This is a genomic window from Paenibacillus sp. GCM10023250, assembly GCF_042653205.1.
Lineage (GTDB): Bacteria > Bacillota > Bacilli > Paenibacillales > Paenibacillaceae > Paenibacillus_Z.
The window spans coordinates 1-21,807 of sequence record NZ_JBHSHY010000005.1 but is presented as its reverse complement, the minus strand read 5'-3'; the positions used below and the strand labels follow the sequence as shown (position 1 = coordinate 21,807).

The following is a 21,807-nucleotide window of genomic DNA, read 5'->3' as shown; positions in this document are numbered from 1 at the left end:
TTCGGACGCAGCCGAAAAACCCGCATTAGTGATACGTGAACTCGCCGACCTCCACGCCGCACGGACCGCCGTCGGGATTGCCCCTCAGCACGAGCTCCGTGCCGTCGGCCTTGTACAGCGGATTGTAGTGGACGTTGATCGTCGTCGCGGACGCGTTGGCGTAATGACAGATGAACGCGCGGCGGAACTGGTCCTTCGTCTTGTTGCGGTACGAGCCGTGAATGAGGTTGCCGTTGAAGAAGAGCACGTCCCCCTTGTCCATGATGACCGGCACGACGACACCGTCCTTCGGCGGCTTGACGTAATGGCTCGTGAACGATTCCCGCGTATCCGCTTCCTCCGGGCAGGCGATTTCGTGTGCCTGCGTCTTCGGCACGACGAGCAGCCCGCCGTTCTCCTCGTTCGCCGGATCGACCGACGTCCACGCCGCGATGCAGTTGCCCGGCTCCACCTTCAGGTAGAAATTGTCCTGGTGGAGCGCCTGTCCTCTCGAGCCGGGCGGCTTGTAATAGAACATGCTTTGCGCCGCGTAGGCTTCTTCGCCGTACAGATCGGCGAGCACCGCCATGACCGGCGGATGCAGCATGAATTTTTTCGCCGTCACGTTATAGCGATGCGGATGCATGACGCGCGGGTAACGCTTGAGCGGATCGCCGGCATCGCCTGTCAAGTCCGGCTCGAAATAGCCGGGAATCGTCTCGCGGCTCATTTTATCGAACGTCTCCGTGATTTCCGCCAGATCGTCCGGCGTGAACAGCCCTTTGACGATCAAATAACCTTCCGTGTCGAAGCGGCGCTTCTGCTCTTCCGTCAGCGCTCGCAGTGTGTCGGCCATTGCCCCATCCCTCCATGACAGATCTCGAAGTGATTGCGCTTCCCTTGCCTTCATTGTAGTCCCGCCGGCGGCGAAGCTGAAGTAACGATCATGCTAAAAACCCCATCGATCCTGCTATAATGAAAATTATCCTGCCTGAAGGCGAAAGGGGAAGAAGCATGGACGCCAAACGGACGCAGCCGCCGTCCATCATCAAGGAGCAAGGCGAATACGCCGTCATCGCCGGACATTTCAACCATCCCGACTCGTACGTCATCCGGCGGCCGGAAGGCATGGGCGATTGGCTGATGACGTACACCCTTGACGGAAGCGGCTGCTTCGAGATCGACGGAATCGAACGATTCTGCCAGGCCGGGGACGTCACGCTGATGCAGCCCGGCGTGCCCCACCAGTACGGCACGCGCAAGGGCGGCCGCTGGAACTTCATGTGGGCGCATTTTACCCCGCGCATTACGGAGACGAGCCTGCTTCCCGGCGACAAGCTCATCGTGCACGCGATGGACAACGAATCCGCGCGCCGGCGCGTCCGCTCGGCGTTCGACCGGATCTTGGCGGACGCCATCGAACGCGGCGCGTATTGGGGCGAGCTGTCCGAGAACGCGATCCGCGAGGTGATCCTGCTCCTCGCCCGGCGGTTCTCGAAGCCGTTCGACCCCCGGATCGAGGAAGTGCAGCATCTGCTCGTCTCCCGCATGCGCGAGGCAGTGCGGATCGAGGATCTCGCCCGGGAGGTCGGCTTGTCGGCGTCCCGGCTGGCGCATCTGTACAAAGCCTCGACCGGCGCGTCGATCATCGATTCGCTGAACGACATGCGGATCCGCCAGGCGGCGGTGCTGCTCGAGCATTCCGGGCGCCAGGCGGCGGAGGTTGCGGCCGAGGTCGGGTTCCAGAATTACAACCACTTTCTCAGCCAATTCCGCAAACGGTTCGGCGTGAACCCGCGCACGTACAAGCAGCAGGATCACACGTGAGCGGGCGCGGCGGCGGAAGCGATCTGCCGAAGCCGCCCCGGACGATACGCGAAAAGAGCGCCTCATCCGGACAAGGGGATTCCCTTGCCCGAAAAGAGGCGCTCTTTGGCTTACATGCCGGTATCAGGCAGCCGCGGACTCGGTTCTCGCGGCCAGCAGCTTCTTGCGAATCATCAGCGTGAACGGAATGGCCGCCACCGCGATGAAGGTCGCGATAAGGAAGACATCGTTGACGCTCATCGTGAAGGACAGCAGCGGGATCGTTTGCGCGGTCCCTCCGCCGCTCTGCGTCAATTCGGTCGCATGCGTCAGCGCATGCGACGCAAGCAGCGAGGTGAACAGCGCGATCGCGAACGATCCGCCGACGTTGCGCACCCAGTTCGTGACGGAGGACGCGTGGCCGACCATCGCTGGCCCGATCTCTTCCATGCCGGCCGTGCTCGTCGCGGCGGCCGCGAACGACACGCCGAGATTGCGGACGGCCATCCACAGAATAATATAGGTATGCGAGCTGCCGGTGTGGAGCTGCGTCATCTCGTAGCTGCCGAAGATGATGAGCACGAGGCCCGCGAACGTCATCCATTTCGCGCCGACGCGCGGATAGATTTTGCCGGCGATCGGCATCGCGAGCGCCATGATCAGCGAGGACGGCAGCAGGATGAGGCCGGTGTCCATCGCTGACGTCTGCTGCACGTTCTGCAGGAAGAGCGGCACGAGCAGCGTGCCGGAGTAGAGGCTGATCGTGATGATCGTATTCGCCACGAGCGTGATCGAGAAGCGGTAGTTGCCGAACACGCGCAGGTTCAGCAGCGGATTCTTCGACCGCAGCTCCAGCGCGATGAACGCGATCAGGAATACGACGCCGGCCGCGAACAACCCGATCGTCTTGCCGGAGCCCCAGCCCCATTCCCGCCCTTCGCTGAGAGCCACGAGCAGGGACGCGCTGCTGATCACGACGGTGAGCAAGCCGGGGATGTCGAGCTTGGACGGCGAGCCGATCCGGTAGCTCGGGATCATGATGCCGATGAACACGATGGCCAGGATGCCGATCGGCACGTTGATGAAGAACAGCCAATGCCAGCTGAACTGCTCGATGAGCCAGCCGCTGATCGTCGGGCCGAAGGCAGGCGCCAGCATGGCCGACAAGCCCCAAATGCTGACCGCGAACGGCTGCCGCTCGCGCGGGATCACTTGGAAGATGATCGTCATCGTCGCCGGCAGGATCAGTCCCGTGAAGATGCCCTGCAGGATGCGGAACACGATCAGCGATTCGATGTTCCACGCGAACCCGCACAGCAGCGAGAAAGCGACGAAGCCGACCATCGCGTACAAATAGACGTTTTTAAAGCCGAACTTATTGCCGAGATAGCCCGTCAGCGGGGCGATCGTGCCGAGCGACAGCATGAAGCCGGTGAGCGTCCATTGGACGGTGCTCAGGCTCGCATGGAAATCGCTCATGAAGATGGTCAGCGCGACGTTGATCGTGCTGATGCCGAGGATGCTGAGGAACGCGCCGAAAAAAATCGCGATCATAATCGGCCAGAAACGGACGCTAGCCGCGGATGGATTGCTCATAACGTATGGTTCTCTCCCTCGCTACATGGTAATGGCTCTGTAGATGCTGCGCCATTTTGTAGATTGATCATACACCAACGCCTAGATAAAGTAAACTCATTTAATCGATTTTAGTTTAGTTAGGATAGTTAGTTTATTTCAGCGGCCGGATTGTGTATACTTACACGTAAGGAAAGTGAGTGTGAGCGCTTATGGAAACGACCAACGACACGCAAAACTGCCGGTATACGGACGAAACGATCAGGAGCAAGTACGTGGCCAAGCTGCTCCATCCCGTGAAATCGAACGGCTTCCAGAGCCTTCGCATGGACGACATCGCGAGGACGATGGATCTGTCCAAAGCCACGTTGTACAAATATTTTCCGTCCCGCGATGAAATCATAGATCAATTGGTTCGGCTGTTCATCGGGTTCGTCGTCGGCTCCGAAGATCAATTCGAGACCGGCAGCTTGGACGCGTACGTCAAAGGCTTCAAGTCGTCGTTCGCCCAGACGCTGCTGATCGCCAACTACGGCACGGAGGCGTTCTTCGGCGACCTGCGCGAGGTTTATCCGCAGCTGATGGCCGCCATCGACGTCGCCGTGAGCGAACGGAACGACCGGCTTCGGCAGTTTTACGAGCGGGGCATGGCGGAAGGGTACGTGCACGAAGCCAACGCGACGCTGCTTATCCTGCAGGATGAGCTGATGTTCCGGCATTTGCTCGATCCCCATTATCTGATGCGCCATAACCTGACGCTCCGCGGCGCCATGAGCGATTATTACGCGATCAAGAAGCGGCAGCTGTTCAAGCCGGGCGTCTACGAGCAAGTCGACGACTCCGGCATGCAGGAGCGCATCGAGCAGCTGGTGCGCAAAGTGACATACGGCGTGTATTAGCCACTGCCGCCGTTCGGCGCGGCTAGCGGCGGCAAAAAAGCGGCAGCAAAAGCCTCCAATCCTTCGGCTGGATTGGAGGCTTTTTTACGCGCCGGCCGGGCTGCCGGCACGGACACCATGCAGGCGGCCTCGTCATCCTCTTGCGCCGATTCGACCCGCATGTTCTCTCATGAAGGTGATCTCTTCACCTTCTTGCGCCGAAGCGGCCCGCGTTTCCTCTCATGTAGGTGATCTCTTCACCCTCTTGCGCCGAACCGGCCGCGTTTCCTCTCATAATGCCGCGCGAAACGGCGAAACTAGTCATTGCGACAAAAAACCCGCCTAAGCGGGTTTTCGTCATGACGCGTATACCGGTACCGCCCGTTACCTGGCAGCAGCGGGTCGCCCGGGCCGCACGTCTTGCTTGACCTGGGCGCGGCCGTCACTTCTCGCAGGCGACGCCGTCCCCGTCGCCGTCCATTTTGGCGCTGTAGCCGGGGACGCCCCGGTGAAGCGGAGCCTTCCCCGCGGCCTTCGCTTCCGCGCAGCTGCGGAAGACGGCCGCGCCGCCGGAATCCGGCGCCGCCGCGCCGGCGGGTTCGTCTGCCGGCGGCGAATCGGCGGTGCCGCTTGCGATGCTCGGTGCGATCGGCGCGAACCCCGACGTATCCGTCCACATCGACTCGAATTGGCGTTCGAACGATGCCGCGACTTCTTCGTCGCGCAGCACCATCAGCACCTCGTCGTTATCCGTGCTAGCGGCTTTCGAATAATTGAACGAGCCTGTCGTCGCCGTTTTGCCGTCCGCGACCGTCATCTTCAGATGCATGAGCCCGCTGTGCGTGTTCAGCTTCATCGGGATGCCCGCGCTGCCGAGCAGCTTCAGCGCCTCCTTCTGGCTCTTGCCCTCGGCCTGAATCCGGTCGGTGATCAGGCGCACCGCGACGCCGCGGGTCTTCGCGCGCTTGATCGCGTCGACGATATCCGGCTTCGTCAAGCTGTAAATGGCGATGTCGAGCGTCCGCTCGGCGCCGTCGATGACGCCGATCAGCAGTGCCTCCGGCTTCTGGCCGGCCTGCGTAAACGCCCATTCCGCTTGGATTCCGTCCTCCGCGGCCGGAGCCGTCGCCGAAGGCGAAGCGGTCAGGGAACAGCCCGCGGCGAATACGGTCAACAGCGCCGTCAGTACGATTGCGATGCGTTTCATGGCGCTCCTCCTGCTTGCGGGTTTCCCTTAGTTTACCACGAAACGCCCGGGGATCAACCTCACTGCAGGCGGAACACAAGCACGTCGGGTTCCGTCGGCATGCGGCTGCCGCCCGCCGGCTCGACGGTCAGCGCGATATGGTGCGCCTTCGGCAGCAGCGCCTGCTTGACGAACAGATGCGCGCGGCTCGGGCGGTCGTGATGCAGCAGTCCCAGATTGATGCGTCCCGCCTCGTTCACGGCCCAGACCTGCACGTCATGCCCGGCGCTCGGCAGGAGCCCTTCGAGCATGACGTAGACTTCGCCCGACGCGTCGTTGAACCAGATATAACCCTTGCCCAGCTGCTCCAGCTCCGGCCGCACCGCGAAGCCCGCCGTCTGCGGGTCGTCGAGAAACGAAGCCGCGGCAGGCTCCAGCACGGCCGCGTCGACCTTGCGCTGCTCCTCGGCGCTCGGTTCGCGCCGGTACAGCCCCGTCACGCACAGCAGCAGCAGCACGGCGATCGCCGCGACGGCGGCGGCCGTCCGGCGGTGCGCGCGCAAGGCGCGGCGGATGCGCAGCACGGCCGCGCGCCGCCGGACGTAGAGCCGCAGCCGGCGGCGAAGCATCTCAGACGGACGCGCCGGCTCGGACGCGGCGGGCGCGCCCGGCTCAGGCGCCGAGCCCTCAAGCAGCGGCGCCCATGCCGCGCGGGCCGCCCGGCAGCGGTCGCAGCCCGCGAGATGCGCCGCCATCGCCTCCCGCTCGGCGTCCTGCTTGCCGCCGAGCAGCCAATCGACCCAATCCTCTTCCCGGTAATGCCGGCTGCTGGCGTCCCTCGAATAACGCGGCGTATCGCTCATTTGCGCACCTCCCCCATGCCGTCGTCTTTCTCGCCCGCCCAGCCGCGCTTCTCCAGCTGCTTGCGCATATTATTCAAGCCGTAGCGCACCCACGACTTCACGGTGCCGAGCGGCACGTTCCACGCGGAAGCCATCTCGCTGTGCGATTTCGCGCCGTAGTAGCTGCCGACCACGGCCTGCAGCTGTCCCGCGGGCAGCGTGCCGAGCGCGTCCCGTACCGCCTCCCGCTGGATCCGCGACAGCACCTTCTCCTCCGCGGCAGACGCCGCATCCGGCAGGGCCGCCTCGTCCCACGCTTCCTGCCGGACGAGCTTCTTGGCGCGCCGCAGACGGTCCAGGCAGCGGCTTCGGGTCATCACCGCCACCCACGCTTCGACGGAGCCGCGCCCCGGATCGTAGCGGTTCCCCCGCCGAAGCGCTTCCAGAAAGACGTCATGGCAAGCGTCCTCCGCCTCCATCCGGTCGCCCAGCATGCGCAGCGCGATGCTCATGATCAGCGGCGCGAACGCGGCGTAGAACCGGTCGAACGCCTCCACGGAACCTTCGCACATGTCGCGAAGAACGACGGACAAGTCTTCGCCGGACTGATTCACGACTGCCACCTCCTCGGATTGATCGCTGCTTCTCCCGCACCCTTCTTTATTTTCGTTGTAGCAGAAATCGCGCCGTTCGAAAACAAAAAAAATTTTGCGGCCGGATAAATCCAACCGGGCTTCCCGTTCGTACCGATGATGAAAAAGCTGCTCCGGGCAGCCATCATTTCCGTTCGAGGAGGGGATCGCATGCTTCGCGCATGCCGCAAACTCAGCATTCACGCACTGCTCGCACTCTGTCTCGTCTGGGGGCTTGCTTCGGCCGGCGCCGGGTCCGCCGCCGCCGCCGGCTCGGTCGAGCTCTACACGCCGTACCTCGAGCTGTCCGCGCCGCCGGGCGACTCGATCTCGTACGCGATCGACGTCATCAATCACGGCGGTTCCACGGCTTCCGTCTCCCTCGGCTTCGACGACAAAGGCAACAAGTGGAATTACGAGCTGACGGCCGGCGGCCGGACGGTCAGCCGCCTCGCCGTCAAGGCCGGGGAGACGCAGACCGTCAACCTGCAGCTCGACGTCCCGCTCGACGTGAACAAAGGCACGTACGGCTTCGCAGTGGACGCCGGCGGCGTCACGCTGCCGCTGGGCGTCCGGGTCTCGGAGCAGGGCACGTTTCGCACGGAGCTGACGACGGATCAGCCCAACATGCAGGGTCATGCCGACTCGACGTTCACGTTCAGCGCGACGCTGCGCAACCGCACGGCCGAGAAGCAGACCTACGCGCTGGCGGCGCAGGCGGAGCCGGGCTGGGACGTCACCTTCGCCGACGGCGCCAACAGCGTCACGTCCGTCGAGGTCGACCCGAACGGCGAGAAATCGATCAGTATCAGTGTCAAGCCGCCGGAGACGGTCAAGGCCGGCACCTACAAAATCCCGATTCGGGCCGGCAATAACGGCACCTCCGCGACCACGACCGTCGAGGCTGCCGTCACCGGCACGTACGACCTGAAGCTCGGTACCGCGAACGATGTGCTGAGCACGGACGTCACGGCGGGCTCGGAGCGTAAGCTGGACTTAGTCGTGACGAACGCGGGCTCGTCGGAGTTGAAGAACGTCGCCCTGTCGGCCCAGACCCCGTCCGGCTGGGAGGTCGCGTTCGAGCCGGCGACCGTCGACAGCATCGCGGCTGGCGGAACGACGCACGTCCAGGCGACGATCAAGGCGGATAAGAAATCGCTCGCCGGCGACTATGTCGTCGACATCACGGCGGCCGCGCCGGAAAAAAGCGCCGACGCCCAAATCCGCGTCGCGGTCAAGTCTTCGGTGCTGTGGGGCTGGATCGGCATTCTGATCATTCTCGCCGTCGCGGCCGGCCTATACTACTTGTTCCGCAAATACGGGAGGCGGTAACCATGACGTTGGCACGGCCCTTAACGCCGGCCCCGGCGGACGGCGGGCGCCCGATCGTCGAGCTCATCCGGCTGACCAAACGGTACGACGGCCAAACCGCCGTCAACGGCCTCAACCTGACGATCGCCAAAGGCGAAATTTTCGGCCTGCTCGGCCCGAACGGCGCCGGCAAAACGACGACGATCCTCATGATGCTCGGCCTGACCGAGCCGACGAGCGGACGCGTTCGGGTATGCGGACTCGACCCGGCCCGGCAGCCGCTGCAGGTGAAGCGCCGCGTCGGCTATATGCCGGACGACGTGGGCTTCTACGAAGACCGCACGGCGCTCGACAACCTCGTCTTCACCGCCCGGCTGAACCGGATTCCGGCCGCCTCGGCCCGCGCTCGGGCGCTAGAGCTGCTGGAGCGGGTCGGATTGTCCGAAGCGCTGAACAAGAAGGTCGGCGCGTTTTCCCGCGGCATGCGGCAGCGTCTCGGCATCGCGGACGTGCTCATCAAGCGGCCCGAGGTCATCATCCTCGACGAGCCCACGCTCGGCATCGACCCGGAGGGCGTCCGGGAGCTGCTCTCGCTCATCCGGGACCTCAGCCGCGTCGAGGGGCTGACGGTGCTGCTGTCTTCGCATCATCTGCACCAGGTGCAGCAGATTTGCGACCGGGTCGGGCTGTTCGTCCGCGGCGAACTGATCGCCTCCGGGGACGTCGCGTCGCTCGCGGAGCAGCTCGACGACGACCGCGCGGTAACAGTCGAGCTCGACGTCGCCGGCTGGACCGCGGAGCTCGGCGAACGGCTTGCCGGCCTCGACGGCGTGCGGACCGTCGCGAGCGAGCCGCTCGAGACGGCGGGCGGCACGATCCGCGTCTCGCTGCGCTGCGACCGCGACCTCGCGACGAACGCGGCCCGCGCCGTCATCGAGAGCGGCGCTGAGCTGCACGCCGTCCAGCGAAAGCAGTACGGCCTCGACGACATCTATCACCGGTACTTCGAAGGAGGCGGTCCGGTTGACCGAAACATCGGCTAATCCTAACGGCATCCTGCGCATACTCACTCGGCTGCGGGAATACGCGCGCCGGCCCGCCGAGACCGAGCTCGACCCGGCGGCGCGCGGCACGGCTTCCCCGTTCTGGGTCATCGTCCAGAAGGAATTCGGCGACCATATGCGCAGCTGGCGCTTCGGCATCCTGATCGGCATCATCGCGCTCGCGTGCATCGGCTCGATCTATGCGGCAGTCACGGCGCTCAAGGACGGCGCCCAGTCGCAGGACGCCGACACGTCGTTCTTGTTCTTGCAAATGTTCACGGCCTCCGACGGGACGCTGCCGGCCTTCTCGACGTTCGTCTCGTTCCTCGGGCCGCTCATGGGCATCGCGCTCGGGTTCGATGCCATCAACGCAGAACGGGGCAAGGGCACGCTCGGCCGGCTGCTGTCCCAGCCGATCTACCGCGACGATTTCATCCGCGCCAAGTTCACCGCGTCGCTCCTGCTCATCGCGGTCGTGCTGTTCGCGCTTGGCTTCCTCGTCATGGGCCTCGGCCTGTTCACGATCGGATACCCGCCCACGCCCGAGGAAGCGATCCGCGTCGTGCTGTTCCTCGTCGTCGGCGTCATCTACGTCGGCTTCTGGCTGAACCTGTCCATGCTGCTGTCGATCCGGTTCCGCCAAGCGGCGACGTCCGCGCTGTCGGGGATCGCGCTGTGGATCTTCTTCACGGTGTTCTACGGCATGATCACGGGCATCGTCGACAAGGCGACGACCCCGCCGGAGACCTCGGCGCTCAGCGTCCTGCTCCGCCATGCGAACAACATGCTGCTGCTGAACCGGCTGTCGCCGTCGTACCTGTTCACGGAGACGACCGGCACGCTGCTGACGCCGGGCATCCGCTCGCTGGGCCCGCTGACGACCGAGCAGGTCGTGGGCGCGATCGCCAGCCCGCTGCCGCTCGGCCAAAGCCTGCTGCTGTGCTGGCCGCAGCTCGTCGGCCTGCTCGCCGCGACCATGATCTGCTTCGGGCTGTCGTACGCCCTGTTCATGCGGCAGGAGATCCGCTCCCGCGCTTGAGCCGCTGCTCCGCCAATGGCGGGGGTCCGCCTCGGAATAGCCCGCATAGCTCAAAAAAAGAAGCCATTGCCGACCGGCTGCCGCCGGTAAGCAATGGCTTCTTTGCGCGATGGAACGAGCTTAGCCCTGGTTAACGGCGCTCTCGTCCATATAGATGACTTCCCACAGATGGCCGTCGACGTCCTGGAAGCTCCAGGCGTACATGAAGCCGTGATCCTGCGGATCGTTCGAGATTTTGCCGCCGGAGGACAGCGCCTTGTAGACGATTTCGTCCACTTTTTCCCGGCTTTCGGCGGAGATGGCCAGAATCACTTCCGTGCTCTTGCTCGCGTCGGCCACTTTTTTCTGCGTGAAGTTTTTGAAGTACGGCTCGGACAGCAGCATGACGAAAATATGCCCGCTGATGACCATGCAGGCCGCGTTCTCGTCGGAAAACTGCGAGTTGAAGCCGAAGCCGACCTCGTTGAAGAACGTCACGGACTTTTTCAAATCCTTGACCGGCAAATTAATAAAAATTTTATCTGCTTGAATACTCATCCACGATCACCTCTTCGTCAGGATAGAGGATTCATTCGGCCAAGTCAAACGCGGCGTTCGTGTCAATGCCGCTTGATCATTCGATTGTGTCGATGAAGGCCGGACGACCCAAGGAAGGGGCGGCACGAACGAAGCATGACTGCCAACGAATGCCTGCCATGCCGGCGATTACCGCTTTCCCTATTGATAACGGCTCCCGTTGCGAATATAATGATAATGAAAATCATTATCAATTAATTCACGGAGGACATCACGCTCATGAAGCAAGCCGTAGCCAAGGCCGTCGCGCTCGCCGTGCTCCTCTCGCTTGCCGCCGCCGGCGGCCCGGCTTGGGGCGGCGACGGCGCCGCGAACGGCTTTATCGGCTCCGGGCCGCATACAATAGCTTCCGGAGCGATATCCGCACCGCGAATCGTCCGGTCCGAGAGGCCAGCAATGCAGTGTCCGTTTTGTATCCCATACTGCCCCAACGAGAAAGAGAGGAATGCCCATGAAACCGCAAGATGACGAAGCGATCCGCTCGCAAATATCGAACTTCGCCGACAGTTTGAAAACGCTCGTGCTGAGCACCGTCGACGAACTCGGCAGCCCGCACGCCTCCTACGCCCCGTTCGTGCGGAAAGACGGGAAGTTTTACGTCTACCTCAGCCGTATCGCGGATCACTACCGCCATCTAGAGCGCAATCCGCTTGCCGACGTCCTGCTCATCGAGGACGAATCGCGGACGGCGAATCCGTTCGCCCGCAGGCGCGCGCGCTTCGCGTGCCGGGCCGAGAATCTCGGCAACGAAGGGCATGAGGCGATCTTCGCCCTGTTCGCGGAACGGTTCGGCCAGTCGACGATCGCGATGCTGCGCGATCTTGATTTTTCCCTGTTCGGGCTCGAGCCCCGAACGGGCCGTTATGTCGCCGGCTTCGGCCGCGCCTACGACATCATCGATTCCGCGGGCGGCGGCTTCGCGCACGTCGACCGCGGCGGCCACGGCGGGGCGGCGCAAGCGTAACGGCGCCGGCGTCCGCCCGCCATCCATTCCATACAGCTGAAGGAGCATGACGATGAGCCATTTCGATACCGTTCTGCCGATCTGGAGCGCCATCCAGTCCCGATTTTTCCGCACCGCATCCGAGCTGTCGCCGGACGACCTCGCGTTGTCCTTCGGTTCCGCCTCCATCGGCGGCATGCTGCGGCATAACGCGGAGGTGGAGTACATGTTCGCGGAGTGGTTTTTCCGCAGGCCGATGCCGGAGCATGTGAAGCTGGCGACGAGCGGCGGACCCGCGGGGTTCGCGGGCGACGCCGACCTGGGCGCGCTGCTGCAGCTACTCGGGGATTCCAACGAGCAGCTCCGCGGGGCGATGCGCGACCTGCCGGAGGCGGCGTGGACCGAGCCCGTCGTCCCGCCCATGGGCGGTCCCGCGTCGACGCCGCTCGAGGCGGTCGGCAGGCTGATGTACCATGCCGGCATTCACGCCGGACAGATCTCGATGATCCGCAAGCAGGCGAACCTTCGCCGGGCATGACGAAGCAAGGCGGTCCCGCGGCCGGCAGCCGGCAGCGCGGGACCGCCTTGCTTCTGTTTTTGCGCTCGAACGCGCCCTTGGGCGGCGCCCAATGCGGTTCAGAGCACGATCGGACCCGCAAGCAGCGCCGCCGCGATGAAGATCAGCTGCATCGCCGCGCGGACGGCCAGTCCGGGAACGGGCCTCCCGCCGATCGTCAGCCGTTCCCGCGCCGCTTTGACGTTGGCCGGGAAGAGCACGACGAAGAGCGCGATCAGACCGGCCGCGGCGTAGGACGACAGCGAGGGAACGTGCAGCGCCGCGGCGCCGGCCAGCTCGAGCAGACCCGTGGCCGTGACGGCCGCCTCCGCGAACGGCAGCCGGCGGGGAACCATCCGGACGAGATCCGCCCGGCGTTTGCCCCAATGCGCGGAAGCCGCCAGCAGCAGCATGGCCGAGACCGCGGCCTGCAGCGCATGCTGCCAGTCTGCGAAATAAGGCGCGCCCGCATACCCAAGCAGCCGAAACAACGCGAACGAAACGATCAAGACAATAAATGGAGCCATTGCCAATCCCTCCCGATCAGGTATGGTTTGAATCGCCGCAGCGCGCATAGACTGCCGAAACCGCGCCGCTTGATTGATGTCCGTCAAGCCTCCCGGATGCGCCTCGCCCTAGCTATTGCTTTCCCCGCGCAGACTGCCGCTGACGAACGAGGCGAAATGTCCCGCGCGGAACGCCTTTCCCGCACCCGGTATCGAAGTCCTGGCCCGCAGGCCGAGCGACAGGAGGACGAACAGCTCCGCCGTCTGCGCCGCGTCGACCGAGGCCGGAATCGCCCCGTGCCGTTGTCCCGTCTCGATCCACTGCCGCGAGAAGCGGACGGACCGCTCGTAATATTGCCGCAGCACGTCGGCGACGACCGGGTCGTCTTCCTTGCCGAGCAGGTACATAAGCACTTTGTTCGTGGGACTGCCGGCTTCCTCCAATTCGGCGAACTGCTTCGCCAGCGCCTCCATGGGCTGCTCGAACGCGCCGGGATGCCGTTCAACCTGCGCTTCGAACCGGTCGTTCGTCGCCGTCAAGCTTTCCTCCAGCACCCAGGCGAACAGCTCGTATTTGCTCCTCACGTAATGGAAGATCGCCCCCTTCGACAGCTCGGAACGTTCCATAATATCCTTCATCGTGATGACGTGGCAGCCTTTCTCCCCGATCAGTGCCTTCGTCGCCTCCAGCAGCTGCCGGGTCGTCTGCTGTCTTCGCTCTTCCTGCTTCATCGCGCGTTCCTCCGTTTTGCCGTTGTTGATTCCATTATACATACAGACCATCGGTTTGTAAATGTTTGGATATATAATTGGCGCTCTGATACGGAGACGCGCAAAACAAGAGCCGCGCTTCGCGGCCCCTGCCCTCTTCATGCGCCCCGCTCCTCCGCCCGCGCGAGCAGTCCCCGCACGTAATCGTCCAGCCGTTCCACGATCAGCGCTTTCGTCAAGCTGTGCGCGCCGTTTCCCCGCCGCCTCGCCATGCGCGCCGCTTCACCCGGCACTCTCCGCGACCGGCTCGTCCTCGTCCAGCCATACGTCCTTGAACTCGATCCAGCCGAGCGAATTCAAGCCGACGCCTTTGATATGCGGGTTGTGAAACGTGTATCGCTTCTTGTGCGTCAGGAAGAGGACATGCGCCTCTTCCCGCAGGCGCCGCTCGATCTCGGCCAGCCCGCGCGCGCGGTCCTCCGGCCGCCTGCAGCCGAGCGCGGCGTCGATCCGCTCCTCCGTCCACGCCAGCAGGTCCTCGTCCAGATTCTCCCGCATGAAATTGCCGTTCTGCGCGTACAGCTCGATGAGCGAAACGTCGTCTTCTTCGAAGACGACGCAGTACAGCAGGCCGTCGATCTCGTCCAGCATGCCCCGCTCGCGGATCGAATCGTGATCGCCGGCACGCACCTCGGCCGCGATGCCGGCTTCCCCCAGCTCCCGCTGCAGCCACCGGGCGTCCCGTTCGTGCAGCCCGTACGTGCCGATAACGATCGCGCGCCCGTCGTAGCCGCTATCCCTAACCAGTTCGGCGGCCCGGCCGGGATCGAACGGGACCGGTTCCAAGGCGATCCGCTCCTCCGGGTGGAAGCCGGCCGCCGGATACAGATGGTCTTCCCCGACCTCGCGGATGAGCCGGCCGCGGTCGACGAGCAGGTGGACGGCTTGCCGGAAGGCCGCGGAACGCTGCGGACCGTCCTTGCGCATGTTCCACGTGAGCATGGAGCAGCCGTTGCAGACGGACTCCACGCCCTCCCAGTCGCTCTCCGGCCGTGCCGAGGCGGCTTCGCCCTTCAGCAGCAGCTGCTCCCAGCTCTTGGAAAAGGCGATCGTGTCCGCCGGCATCGTCACGATCGCGACGCCGTCCAAATGGGCGCGCCCCTTGAAATAGCCGGGATTGGCGCGCAGTTCGAAGCGGTCGGCGGTCCAAGCCTCGAAGCGGAACGGCCCCGTGCCGGCGGGATGGCTCCAAAAGTCGTCGTCCTGCTCCGCCAAGTCGTGCGGAACGATGGACATCGCCGGCGAGCAGAGAAACCGCGGAAACAGCCAGTTGGGCTTCGCGAGCGCGATTCGGACAGTCCGCTGCCCGACTGCCTCGACGCGGTCGATAGACCGGACGAACCAGCCGGCCGCATAATCGCCCCGCAGCCGCTCCAGCGAATAGACGACGTCGGCGGCGCTCAGCTCCCTGCCGTGATGAAAATGCACGCCTTTGCGCAGATGGAACGTCCATTCCGAGCCGCGCTCGTCATGCGTCCAGGCATGCGCCAGCGAAGGCGCGAATTTGCCCATCTCGCGGTCATACAGCAGCAGCGTATCAAATATTTGCTTGACCATATGCGAGCTGATCGAGTAGTACAGGTTCCGCGGGTCGAGCGTCACGATCGGCCTATAGACCGGCAGGGACAGCATGTCCGCCCCTTCGTTCTCGCCGAAGCGCACCTTCCGGTAGCCGAAATGCCCGTTCAGCCACGCCACGAACGTCTCGCGCGCGCCCGTCCCGCCGCCGTGCTCGCCGAGCAGCTCGAACGCCTGCTTATATTCGCCGGCTGCGGCCAGCTGGCGCGCCGCCTCCAGCAGCTTCGCCTCATACCCGTGCAGGAACGTCAGCTGCGACCGGTTGCCCCGGCCGCGACCGGCCTGCCAATCAACGAAGCCCTCGTCGATCAGCTTGCGCAGGATGAGCTTCACGTTGCGCGGCGAACAGAACAGCGCTTCGGCCAGCTGATCGAGCGTGACTTCCACCGGATGCCCCGCTCCCGCCTCGCTGGCGAAGCGCGCGTACAACATCAAATACCGCTCATAGGTCAACATCGCTTCAACCTCCGTTCGGTTCCATGATGCAAAAAGGGGAACGTTTTGAGTATGATTCTACACTTTTTACGCCCATGTCGTCACGCGATAATAAGGAGGCAGTGCCCGCCAACGCAAAAAAGCCTGCCCCGGCGGGCAGGCTGTCTGATGCGCGACGCGGCGAACGGCGGCCGCTATGAACCGATACCGCCGAGGAACGCTGCCGTCGTCCGGAGCTTCCCGATGCGCGGGAATATGAACCGGCACGTCGCGTCATGCTCTTCGTCGCTCAGCGCCGCCATGGCGTCCGTGATGAACACTTGATCGTACCCGAGCTGGAACGCTTCCCGCGCCGTCGTCTCCACGCCGATATTCGTCGAGATGCCGAGGAGCACGATCGTCCCGATGCCGCGGCGGCGCAGCTGCAGATCGAGGTCCGTGCCGAAGAACGCGCCCCATTGGCGCTTCGTCACGACGTGGTCCCGGGGACCGACGCCGAGCTCCGGCGCGAATTCCGCCCAGTCCTCCGAGTAGCCGCCCGTCTGCGGCTGCTGATCCGTTGCAGGCTTCAAAGCGTCCTTCCCATCGAGGAAATCGACCTTCACGAACGACACGAAGCCGTTCCGCGCGCGGAATCGTTCGACCAGCTTCGCGGCGTTGGCCACGATCTCCGGTCCTTTCGGCGACAGGCCGACAATGCCTTTCTGCAAATCGATAAGGACGAGCGCCGTTTTAGAGAAATCCAGGTTCAATGCTTCCATGTTCGATAACCTCCGTGAATTTGGTTTAGGCGGCGCCGCGCCGCTTCATACGGCCGCCCGGCTGTATGCGGAGCACCATCCGCAGCAGCGGCGGGACGACGAAAAAGATGAAAAACATCCGGAACAGCTGGTATCCCGCCACGATCGACAGATCCGCGTGGATCTCGTGCGCGATGATGCCCATCTGGTCCATGCCGCCCGGCGCGAGGCTGAGCAGGCCCGTCGCCTCGGAGACCGGCTGCAGCGCGGACAGCAGCAGCGCCATGCCGAGCGCGCCGGCGATCAAGAGCACGCTGCTGCCGAGCGCGAGCGTCAGGTTCCTCAGCTTGTTCGGCAGCTGCCGCGGCCGCAGCATCAGCCCGACGTAGATGCCGATCATCAGCTGGGCGGCTTGGATCACGGTGCCGGGAAGCGCCGGGCCATGCAGCCCGGCGAGCTGCAGCGCCGCCGTCCCGAGGGCCGGGCCGAGCATATACGCGGTCGGCAGCTTGATCCGGTTGCCGGCAAGGGCGCACGCGACGGCGGCGACGGCGAAGATCAGGATGTTTGGGAACAATCCGCCCCAGGTCGGCAGCACGGCGGATGCGGCCGCCGCCGCCGTGGCCGCGGCGTCGTGCGCTTGGCCGAGGATCGGGCTGAAGACGATCAGCGGCACACAGATGACGATCATCATGAGCCGCGTCACCTGCGTGAACGTAACGGCCGTAATATTGATGCCCTTCGTCTCTTCCGCGAGCAGGATGACCTGCGACAGTCCGCCCGGAATGCTGCCCATCAGGGCGGTTTTGTACCCCATGCCGGAAAACTTCGAGACGATGTAAGCGATGCCCGCGCAGTAAGCCAGCAGCAGCACGGCCATCATCAGCATGTAAGGGAGCTGCTGCGCGATTTCCTTCAACGCGGCCGCGGTGAGGGACAAGCCGATCGTGTAGCCGACGATGATGAGCGCCGTATTGCGGAGCGGCTGCGGCCAGTGGAAGCGGTTCTCGACGGCGTTATTCGCGATCAGCATCGCGATCATCGGGCCGAGCAGCCACGGGACCGGGATGTGAAGCAGGTTGAACAGCAGCCCGCCGGCAACCGCAAGGACGACCGTCGCGACCAGGCTGCCGAGGCGGAGCGGTTTGCGCTCGCTCATGGCTAATCTCTCCTCGCTTTCTATTCAGAATGCCATATCGTACCGTTTTCTATGTGAAAAGCGGGAATATGAGCAATTAATTGCACAATTTAAGCAAAAAAAATTTCGTCTTATCGGCGGTTATTGCGCTATGGCAGATACGAACCGCAAGCTCCGGCCGTGTTCCGGGCTTCGCGTCCGATCTAATCCGGCGCGATCAAGTCCGCCACCGTATAATTGCCGAGCACCAGCGTCACCTGCGCGTTGATGTCGACCATGATCTTCCGGAACGCCTCGTTCGCCCGCAGCCCGAAGCCGTGGCTGCCGGTCGTGTCCAGCATCCGGTCCCACTGCGGCTGCTCGTCGTGCAGGGACGAATAGACCTCGTACAGCGTGATCACGCCGGGCGGACGCGTCAGCTCGTAGCCGCCGGAGCGGCCCTGCCGGACCTCGACGATGCCGGCGTCGGCGAGCTGCGCCAATATTTTGCGAAGCGCCGTCGGCTCGCATTGGATCTGCTCCGCAATCTCCGAGCTGGTGCAGAGCTCGTCGTTCGTCGCGAGCACGATGAGCGCTTGAAGGCCGAAGCCAAACCGTTTCAATTGAGCCATCGATGTTCGTGAACGCCCCTGTCTCTCTTATTGTGCCGATTTTAGCACAGTTTCCCCCGTACCGCAACTCCCAGCACATGCCTGCCGGTGCCGGGACGACCGCGGCCGCCGCCTTTCGTTGCGCCGCGCGGCGCTGCATGGCTAGGCCGGGCTGCCGGACGCGGCTTCGCCCGGGCTATCGCGCGTCGGCCGCGCAGCGGAAGCCGATGTTGCCGGTCGAGCTGTCCGGGGTGTTCGAGCTCCGGGCGGCGACGCGGTACCGGTTGCAGTACGACTGGTGGCACAAGTACGAGCCGCCGCGCATGACGCGGGCCGTGCCGGAAGCGGGACCGCGCGGATCCCGGCTGCCGGGCTTGGCATGGCGGACCGAGAACCAGTCGCCGCACCACTCCCAGACGTTGCCGACCATGTTGTGGAGGCCGTAGCCGTTTGGCCGGAACGCACGGACCGGCGCCGTACCGGCATAGCCGTCGGAAGCGTTGTTTTTGTCCGGGAACTTGCCCTGCCATATGTTGCAGCGATGCTCGCCGTCCGGCTTCAGCAGGTCGCCCCACGGATAGCGCTTCTGGATCAAGCCGCCGCGTGCGGCGAATTCCCATTCCGCTTCCGTCGGCAACCGTTTGCCCGCCCATTGCGCGTAGCTCGCGGCATCGTGCCACGAGACGTGAACGACGGGATGGTCCTCCCGCCCTTCGATGCCTGAGCCCTCGCCCTCCGGCCGGTGCCAGCAGGCGCCGTCGACGGCGAGCCACCACGGCACGCCGGGCGCGGGACGGGCTGCGGCCTTCGCCGCTTCCGGGACGAAGAGATGGAAGACGAACGACCAGCCGAACCGTTCCGCTTCCGTCACGTAGCCGGTCTCGGCCGCGAAGGCGGCGAACGCCGAATTGGTCACGGCGCAGGCATCCATATAGAACGGCGACAGGTTCACCTTCCGCACCGGCCCTTCCCCGTCCTGCGGGAACCCTTCCGCGTCGTTCGTGCCCATCAGAAATTCGCCTCCGGGCAGCAGCACCATGTCCCGCAGGCGATCCGGCGCATGCGGCGCTTCCGCCGCGGCTGCCGTTTCCCCGTCCGTCCGCGCTTCCGGGACCGCCCGGTCCGCACCCGGCACTTCCATGGCCTGTCTTGCCGTCCCGCAGCAGCAGGCCGGCTTGTCTTCCATCGTCATATTCGTCCTCTCCTTCTCCGCACAGTACCAGCTGCGCGAATGCGGCGCCTGGTACGCGATAATTGGCGGCGTTCCGGTCCGCGGCGGCTTCGGATCCTTCGTGCCGAAAGCCGATTAACGCGCTTGGATCTAATCGTTGTGCTGAATGATACCCTTGCCGCCGGAGCTTGTCAACGGCCGCTCGAACCCGTCAACCCCTCGTTTGCCCTGCTGGCGGAGGCCTCGACGCTCCGCTTCCATCCGTGGCTGGCGGCCGGGGTGGGTGCTGCTCGGCGGCTTGGCCGCGGGGCTGTACGGCTTCGCCCGCAATCGGAGGCCGCGCCCGGCAGGGGAACGGTAACCGCCCGATATACCTGCTTCCGCCGCATGTCCGTACGCCTTCCGCCGCACGACGCGCCTTGCCGCATCTGGTATACTGGGGCGTAGACATCCCCCGCCAGACGCACCGAAGGAGGCATGCCGTTTTGTTTCAAATCATGCTCGCGGAAGACGACGCGGACATCCGGGCCATCGTGGCCGCCACGCTGCGCAAATGGCAGTACGACGTCTTCGAGCTGACCGCGTTCGAGGACGTGAAGGGCGAGTTCGAAGCCCGGCGCCCGCATCTGATCCTGCTCGACATCAACCTGCCGGTGTACGACGGCTTTTACTGGTGCCGGCAAATTCGCGGCGTGTCCAACGTGCCGATCATCTTCCTCTCGTCCCGCGGCGGCAACATGGACATCGTCATGGCGATCAACATGGGCGGCGACGATTTCGTGCAGAAGCCGTTCGATCTCGAAATTCTCGTGGCGAAGGTGAGCGCCCTGCTGCGCCGCAATTATACGTACCAGGAAGAGAGCCTGCAGCTCGTTCACCGCGGATTGCGGCTCAATCTGTCCAATTCCTCCGTCGATTACGAGGGCAGGACGGCGGAGCTCTCCCGCAACGAATTCATCGTCCTCGGCGCGCTGATGCGGAAGGCCGGATCGATCGTGTCCCGCGACGACCTCATGCAGGCGCTGTGGCGCGACGATCAGTTCATCGACGACAACACGCTGACCGTCAACGTCAACCGCCTCCGGCGCAAAATCGCCGAGCTCGGCTTGGACGCCTTCATTGCCACCCGCAAAGGAATGGGGTATATCGCGGAATGAATATGCTGCGCTTCCTCCGTTACGAACGGCCGTACATCCTGCTCTGCGCCGCGACGTTCGGGCTCGCCATGCTGATCGGGTACGCGGAGCCGGGCAGCGGGCTGCGGTCCGAAAGCCTCGTCTACGCCATCGTCCTGCAGCTGCTCCTCATGGCCGCCTTCTTCGTCTACCGGTACTGCCGCAGCGCTCAGGCCATCCGCACCCGGAGCAGCGAAGACGGCGAGCCGCTCTCGCTCGAGGCCGAAGCGTACAGGCGCGTCATCGAAGACATGGAGCGCGATCACATCCGGGCGCTGAACGAGGTGCACGCCAGGCAGAAGGAATCCTATGATTTCATCGTATCTTGGTTCCACGAGGTGAAATCGCCGATCTCCGTCCTGCGGCTCATGCAGCAGACCGAAGTGGAGCCGCGCACGCTCGAAGAACAGCTGACCCGCATCGAGCAATACGTCGACCAGGCGCTCTACTACGCCAAGCTGGACAGCTTCAACCAGGATTACGAGCTGGTCAATTGCGACTTGGAGCCGCTCGTCAAGGACGTCGTCAAGAGCAGCGCCAAGGCGTTCATCGCCAAACGGATCCGCCTGTCCCTCGACGTCGGTGCGGAAGCCGTGCAGAGCGATCCCAAGTGGCTGCATTACATACTCGGCCAGCTGCTGTCGAACAGTCTGAAATACACGCCGGCCAGCGGCGAAGTCCGCATCGCGGCGGAAGCAGACGACATGGAGAAGCGGCTCGTCGTCCGCGACAGCGGCATCGGCATCGAGCCGCGCGACCTGCCGCGCATCTTCAACCGCGGCTTCACCGGCACGAACGGACGCATCCATATGAAGTCGACGGGGATGGGCCTCTATCTCGCCCAAGAGCTGTCGAAGAAGCTGGGCCACTATATCACGTGCGTCTCGGAGCCCGGACGGTACACGGAGATGACCGTCCATTTCCCGCGCAGCCACGACCCGTACCGGGAGCTTCTGCGGCCCTCGTCGGCAGGCGGCGCGTAGGCGGCGGCGCAGCTTCGGGGCGCCGTACGCGGCGGCATCGGCGATACGCCGCCGTAAGCCGCCGGCAGGACCTTCGCCGGCGGCGAACCTTGTAAGCAGCGATCGAGTAGGAGGAGGCGGCTAGCCTCCGTCCTCTCACACCACCGTACATGCGGGTCCGCATACGGCGGTTCCAAAAGGTTAACAAAGCTCCAAATAACGTGAAAGCATACTCTTGAGCCCTTTCGCTTCCCAGTAGGAAGTCGGAAGGGCATTGTTTGTGTTTCGGGACATTTCCCAGGGGCCACGTCTTGAGTTGCCCATTACCAGACTGAACCACTTCGGAACTCCAAGTGCCCGGAGCTCCCTGACTCG

Annotated in this window: 23 protein-coding genes and 1 pseudogene; 9 read left to right on the top strand and 15 right to left on the bottom strand. The window is 64.1% G+C overall.

Translation table 11 applies throughout. From position 1 onward, the window contains the following. Nucleotides 1-25: 25 nt before the first annotated feature. On the bottom strand, nt 26-835 hold the full coding sequence (locus ACFPB1_RS06520) for a phytanoyl-CoA dioxygenase family protein (protein ID WP_379223196.1): 810 nt from the start codon (nt 833-835) through the stop codon (nt 26-28). 158 nt (nt 836-993) lie between these two features. On the opposite strand from ACFPB1_RS06520, the gene ACFPB1_RS06515 reads away from it, so the two are divergent. Then, nucleotides 994-1,806 carry a helix-turn-helix domain-containing protein gene (locus tag ACFPB1_RS06515; RefSeq protein WP_379223194.1) on the top strand — a complete coding sequence of 271 codons (813 nt, stop codon included), beginning with the start codon at nt 994-996 and terminating at the stop codon, nt 1,804-1,806. A 123-nt stretch (nt 1,807-1,929) separates the two neighbouring features. On the opposite strand, the gene ACFPB1_RS06510 is transcribed toward ACFPB1_RS06515, so the two are convergent. Continuing rightward, entirely contained in the window at nt 1,930-3,381 is a 1,452-nt protein-coding gene (locus tag ACFPB1_RS06510) for a DHA2 family efflux MFS transporter permease subunit (RefSeq protein ID WP_379223192.1), read from the bottom strand. A 191-nt stretch (nt 3,382-3,572) separates the two neighbouring features. Here ACFPB1_RS06510 and ACFPB1_RS06505 point away from each other — a divergent pair, with 191 nt between their 5' ends. Beyond that, nucleotides 3,573-4,259 (top strand): TetR/AcrR family transcriptional regulator, encoded by a 687-nt coding sequence (locus ACFPB1_RS06505; RefSeq protein WP_379223190.1) that lies wholly within the window; start codon nt 3,573-3,575, stop codon nt 4,257-4,259. 421 nt (nt 4,260-4,680) lie between these two features. On the opposite strand, the gene ACFPB1_RS06500 is transcribed toward ACFPB1_RS06505, so the two are convergent. Genes ACFPB1_RS06500 through ACFPB1_RS06490 form a run of 3 tightly spaced genes read right to left on the bottom strand, consistent with a single transcriptional unit; the run spans nt 4,681 to nt 6,880 of the window. After that, nucleotides 4,681-5,445: a phospholipase D-like domain-containing protein gene (locus ACFPB1_RS06500; RefSeq protein WP_379223187.1), complete on the bottom strand. Its 765-nt coding sequence runs from the start codon at nt 5,443-5,445 to the stop codon at nt 4,681-4,683. Nucleotides 5,446-5,504: 59 nt separating this feature from the next. After that, entirely contained in the window at nt 5,505-6,287 is a 783-nt protein-coding gene (locus ACFPB1_RS06495; RefSeq protein ID WP_379223185.1) for an anti-sigma factor, read from the bottom strand. Further along, on the bottom strand, nt 6,284-6,880 hold the full coding sequence (locus ACFPB1_RS06490) for an RNA polymerase sigma factor (protein ID WP_379223183.1): 597 nt from the start codon (nt 6,878-6,880) through the stop codon (nt 6,284-6,286). The genes ACFPB1_RS06495 and ACFPB1_RS06490 overlap by 4 nt, the downstream gene beginning before the upstream one ends. A gap of 189 nt (nt 6,881-7,069) precedes the next feature. On the opposite strand from ACFPB1_RS06490, the gene ACFPB1_RS06485 reads away from it, so the two are divergent. Genes ACFPB1_RS06485 through ACFPB1_RS06475 form a run of 3 tightly spaced genes read left to right on the top strand, consistent with a single transcriptional unit; the run spans nt 7,070 to nt 10,291 of the window. After that, nucleotides 7,070-8,230 (top strand): NEW3 domain-containing protein, encoded by a 1,161-nt coding sequence (locus ACFPB1_RS06485; RefSeq protein ID WP_379223181.1) that lies wholly within the window; start codon nt 7,070-7,072, stop codon nt 8,228-8,230. A 2-nt stretch (nt 8,231-8,232) separates the two neighbouring features. Further along, on the top strand, nt 8,233-9,252 hold the full coding sequence (locus ACFPB1_RS06480) for an ABC transporter ATP-binding protein (RefSeq protein ID WP_379223179.1): 1,020 nt from the start codon (nt 8,233-8,235) through the stop codon (nt 9,250-9,252). Continuing rightward, a complete protein-coding gene (locus ACFPB1_RS06475; RefSeq protein WP_379223177.1) occupies nt 9,233-10,291 on the top strand; it encodes an ABC transporter permease in 1,059 nt (352 codons plus the stop codon). The genes ACFPB1_RS06480 and ACFPB1_RS06475 overlap by 20 nt, the downstream gene beginning before the upstream one ends. Nucleotides 10,292-10,411: 120 nt before the next feature. On the opposite strand, the gene ACFPB1_RS06470 is transcribed toward ACFPB1_RS06475, so the two are convergent. Both ACFPB1_RS06470 and ACFPB1_RS06465 read right to left on the bottom strand, forming a co-directional pair. Further along, entirely contained in the window at nt 10,412-10,828 is a 417-nt protein-coding gene (locus tag ACFPB1_RS06470) for a VOC family protein (protein WP_379223175.1), read from the bottom strand. A 180-nt stretch (nt 10,829-11,008) separates the two neighbouring features. Beyond that, on the bottom strand, nt 11,009-11,206 hold the full coding sequence (locus tag ACFPB1_RS06465) for a hypothetical protein (RefSeq protein WP_379223173.1): 198 nt from the start codon (nt 11,204-11,206) through the stop codon (nt 11,009-11,011). Nucleotides 11,207-11,318: 112 nt separating this feature from the next. Here ACFPB1_RS06465 and ACFPB1_RS06460 point away from each other — a divergent pair, with 112 nt between their 5' ends. Further along, complete coding sequence (locus tag ACFPB1_RS06460; RefSeq protein WP_379223171.1) at nt 11,319-11,831, top strand: HugZ family protein; 513 nt, start codon at nt 11,319-11,321, stop codon at nt 11,829-11,831. Between the two features lie 52 nt (nt 11,832-11,883). Further along, entirely contained in the window at nt 11,884-12,348 is a 465-nt protein-coding gene (locus tag ACFPB1_RS06455) for a DinB family protein (protein ID WP_379223169.1), read from the top strand. Between the two features lie 98 nt (nt 12,349-12,446). Here the strand turns inward: ACFPB1_RS06455 and ACFPB1_RS06450 are convergent, their stop codons facing one another. From ACFPB1_RS06450 to ACFPB1_RS06420, 7 genes are all read right to left on the bottom strand, one after another. Continuing rightward, nucleotides 12,447-12,893 (bottom strand): hypothetical protein, encoded by a 447-nt coding sequence (locus ACFPB1_RS06450; RefSeq protein WP_379223167.1) that lies wholly within the window; start codon nt 12,891-12,893, stop codon nt 12,447-12,449. 108 nt (nt 12,894-13,001) lie between these two features. Then, nucleotides 13,002-13,604 (bottom strand): TetR/AcrR family transcriptional regulator, encoded by a 603-nt coding sequence (locus ACFPB1_RS06445; protein ID WP_379223164.1) that lies wholly within the window; start codon nt 13,602-13,604, stop codon nt 13,002-13,004. Nucleotides 13,605-13,865: 261 nt separating this feature from the next. Then, on the bottom strand, nt 13,866-15,677 hold the full coding sequence (locus tag ACFPB1_RS06440; protein WP_379223162.1) for an ABC transporter substrate-binding protein: 1,812 nt from the start codon (nt 15,675-15,677) through the stop codon (nt 13,866-13,868). A gap of 173 nt (nt 15,678-15,850) precedes the next feature. Continuing rightward, on the bottom strand, nt 15,851-16,417 hold the full coding sequence (locus ACFPB1_RS06435; protein WP_379223160.1) for an isochorismatase family protein: 567 nt from the start codon (nt 16,415-16,417) through the stop codon (nt 15,851-15,853). Between the two features lie 25 nt (nt 16,418-16,442). Then, complete coding sequence (locus ACFPB1_RS06430) at nt 16,443-17,555, bottom strand: AbrB family transcriptional regulator (protein ID WP_379223158.1); 1,113 nt, start codon at nt 17,553-17,555, stop codon at nt 16,443-16,445. 182 nt (nt 17,556-17,737) lie between these two features. Beyond that, on the bottom strand, nt 17,738-18,145 hold the full coding sequence (locus ACFPB1_RS06425) for an Rrf2 family transcriptional regulator (RefSeq protein ID WP_379223156.1): 408 nt from the start codon (nt 18,143-18,145) through the stop codon (nt 17,738-17,740). Between the two features lie 175 nt (nt 18,146-18,320). Next, nucleotides 18,321-19,310, bottom strand: coding sequence for a formylglycine-generating enzyme family protein (locus tag ACFPB1_RS06420; protein ID WP_379223534.1), 990 nt, complete (start codon nt 19,308-19,310; stop codon nt 18,321-18,323). 482 nt (nt 19,311-19,792) lie between these two features. On the opposite strand from ACFPB1_RS06420, the gene ACFPB1_RS06415 reads away from it, so the two are divergent. Both ACFPB1_RS06415 and ACFPB1_RS06410 read left to right on the top strand, forming a co-directional pair. Continuing rightward, nucleotides 19,793-20,452, top strand: coding sequence for a response regulator (locus tag ACFPB1_RS06415; protein ID WP_379223532.1), 660 nt, complete (start codon nt 19,793-19,795; stop codon nt 20,450-20,452). Continuing rightward, a complete protein-coding gene (locus ACFPB1_RS06410) occupies nt 20,449-21,453 on the top strand; it encodes a sensor histidine kinase (protein WP_379223154.1) in 1,005 nt (334 codons plus the stop codon). The genes ACFPB1_RS06415 and ACFPB1_RS06410 overlap by 4 nt, the downstream gene beginning before the upstream one ends. Before the next feature lie 180 nt (nt 21,454-21,633). Here ACFPB1_RS06410 and ACFPB1_RS06405 read toward each other — a convergent pair. After that, nucleotides 21,634-21,807 (bottom strand): annotated as a pseudogene (locus ACFPB1_RS06405) (group II intron reverse transcriptase/maturase); the annotation flags it as partial.

Excerpts from the sequence above, each read along its gene's own strand:
- ACFPB1_RS06520 (WP_379223196.1), bottom strand. The coding sequence starts at position 835 with ATGGCCGACACACTGCGAGCGCTGACGGAAGAGCAGAAGCGCCGCTTC.
- ACFPB1_RS06515 (WP_379223194.1), top strand. The coding sequence starts at position 994 with ATGGACGCCAAACGGACGCAGCCGCCGTCCATCATCAAGGAGCAAGGC.
- ACFPB1_RS06510 (WP_379223192.1), bottom strand. The coding sequence starts at position 3,381 with ATGAGCAATCCATCCGCGGCTAGCGTCCGTTTCTGGCCGATTATGATC.
- ACFPB1_RS06505 (WP_379223190.1), top strand. The coding sequence starts at position 3,573 with ATGGAAACGACCAACGACACGCAAAACTGCCGGTATACGGACGAAACG.
- ACFPB1_RS06500 (WP_379223187.1), bottom strand. The coding sequence starts at position 5,445 with ATGAAACGCATCGCAATCGTACTGACGGCGCTGTTGACCGTATTCGCC.
- ACFPB1_RS06495 (WP_379223185.1), bottom strand. The coding sequence starts at position 6,287 with ATGAGCGATACGCCGCGTTATTCGAGGGACGCCAGCAGCCGGCATTAC.
- ACFPB1_RS06485 (WP_379223181.1), top strand. The coding sequence starts at position 7,070 with ATGCTTCGCGCATGCCGCAAACTCAGCATTCACGCACTGCTCGCACTC.
- ACFPB1_RS06480 (WP_379223179.1), top strand. The coding sequence starts at position 8,233 with ATGACGTTGGCACGGCCCTTAACGCCGGCCCCGGCGGACGGCGGGCGC.
- ACFPB1_RS06470 (WP_379223175.1), bottom strand. The coding sequence starts at position 10,828 with ATGAGTATTCAAGCAGATAAAATTTTTATTAATTTGCCGGTCAAGGAT.
- ACFPB1_RS06465 (WP_379223173.1), bottom strand. The coding sequence starts at position 11,206 with ATGCGGCCCGGAGCCGATAAAGCCGTTCGCGGCGCCGTCGCCGCCCCA.
- ACFPB1_RS06460 (WP_379223171.1), top strand. The coding sequence starts at position 11,319 with ATGAAACCGCAAGATGACGAAGCGATCCGCTCGCAAATATCGAACTTC.
- ACFPB1_RS06455 (WP_379223169.1), top strand. The coding sequence starts at position 11,884 with ATGAGCCATTTCGATACCGTTCTGCCGATCTGGAGCGCCATCCAGTCC.
- ACFPB1_RS06450 (WP_379223167.1), bottom strand. The coding sequence starts at position 12,893 with ATGGCTCCATTTATTGTCTTGATCGTTTCGTTCGCGTTGTTTCGGCTG.
- ACFPB1_RS06445 (WP_379223164.1), bottom strand. The coding sequence starts at position 13,604 with ATGAAGCAGGAAGAGCGAAGACAGCAGACGACCCGGCAGCTGCTGGAG.
- ACFPB1_RS06440 (WP_379223162.1), bottom strand. The coding sequence starts at position 15,677 with ATGTTGACCTATGAGCGGTATTTGATGTTGTACGCGCGCTTCGCCAGC.
- ACFPB1_RS06435 (WP_379223160.1), bottom strand. The coding sequence starts at position 16,417 with ATGGAAGCATTGAACCTGGATTTCTCTAAAACGGCGCTCGTCCTTATC.
- ACFPB1_RS06430 (WP_379223158.1), bottom strand. The coding sequence starts at position 17,555 with ATGAGCGAGCGCAAACCGCTCCGCCTCGGCAGCCTGGTCGCGACGGTC.
- ACFPB1_RS06425 (WP_379223156.1), bottom strand. The coding sequence starts at position 18,145 with ATGGCTCAATTGAAACGGTTTGGCTTCGGCCTTCAAGCGCTCATCGTG.
- ACFPB1_RS06420 (WP_379223534.1), bottom strand. The coding sequence starts at position 19,310 with ATGGAAGACAAGCCGGCCTGCTGCTGCGGGACGGCAAGACAGGCCATG.
- ACFPB1_RS06415 (WP_379223532.1), top strand. The coding sequence starts at position 19,793 with ATGCTCGCGGAAGACGACGCGGACATCCGGGCCATCGTGGCCGCCACG.
- ACFPB1_RS06410 (WP_379223154.1), top strand. The coding sequence starts at position 20,449 with ATGAATATGCTGCGCTTCCTCCGTTACGAACGGCCGTACATCCTGCTC.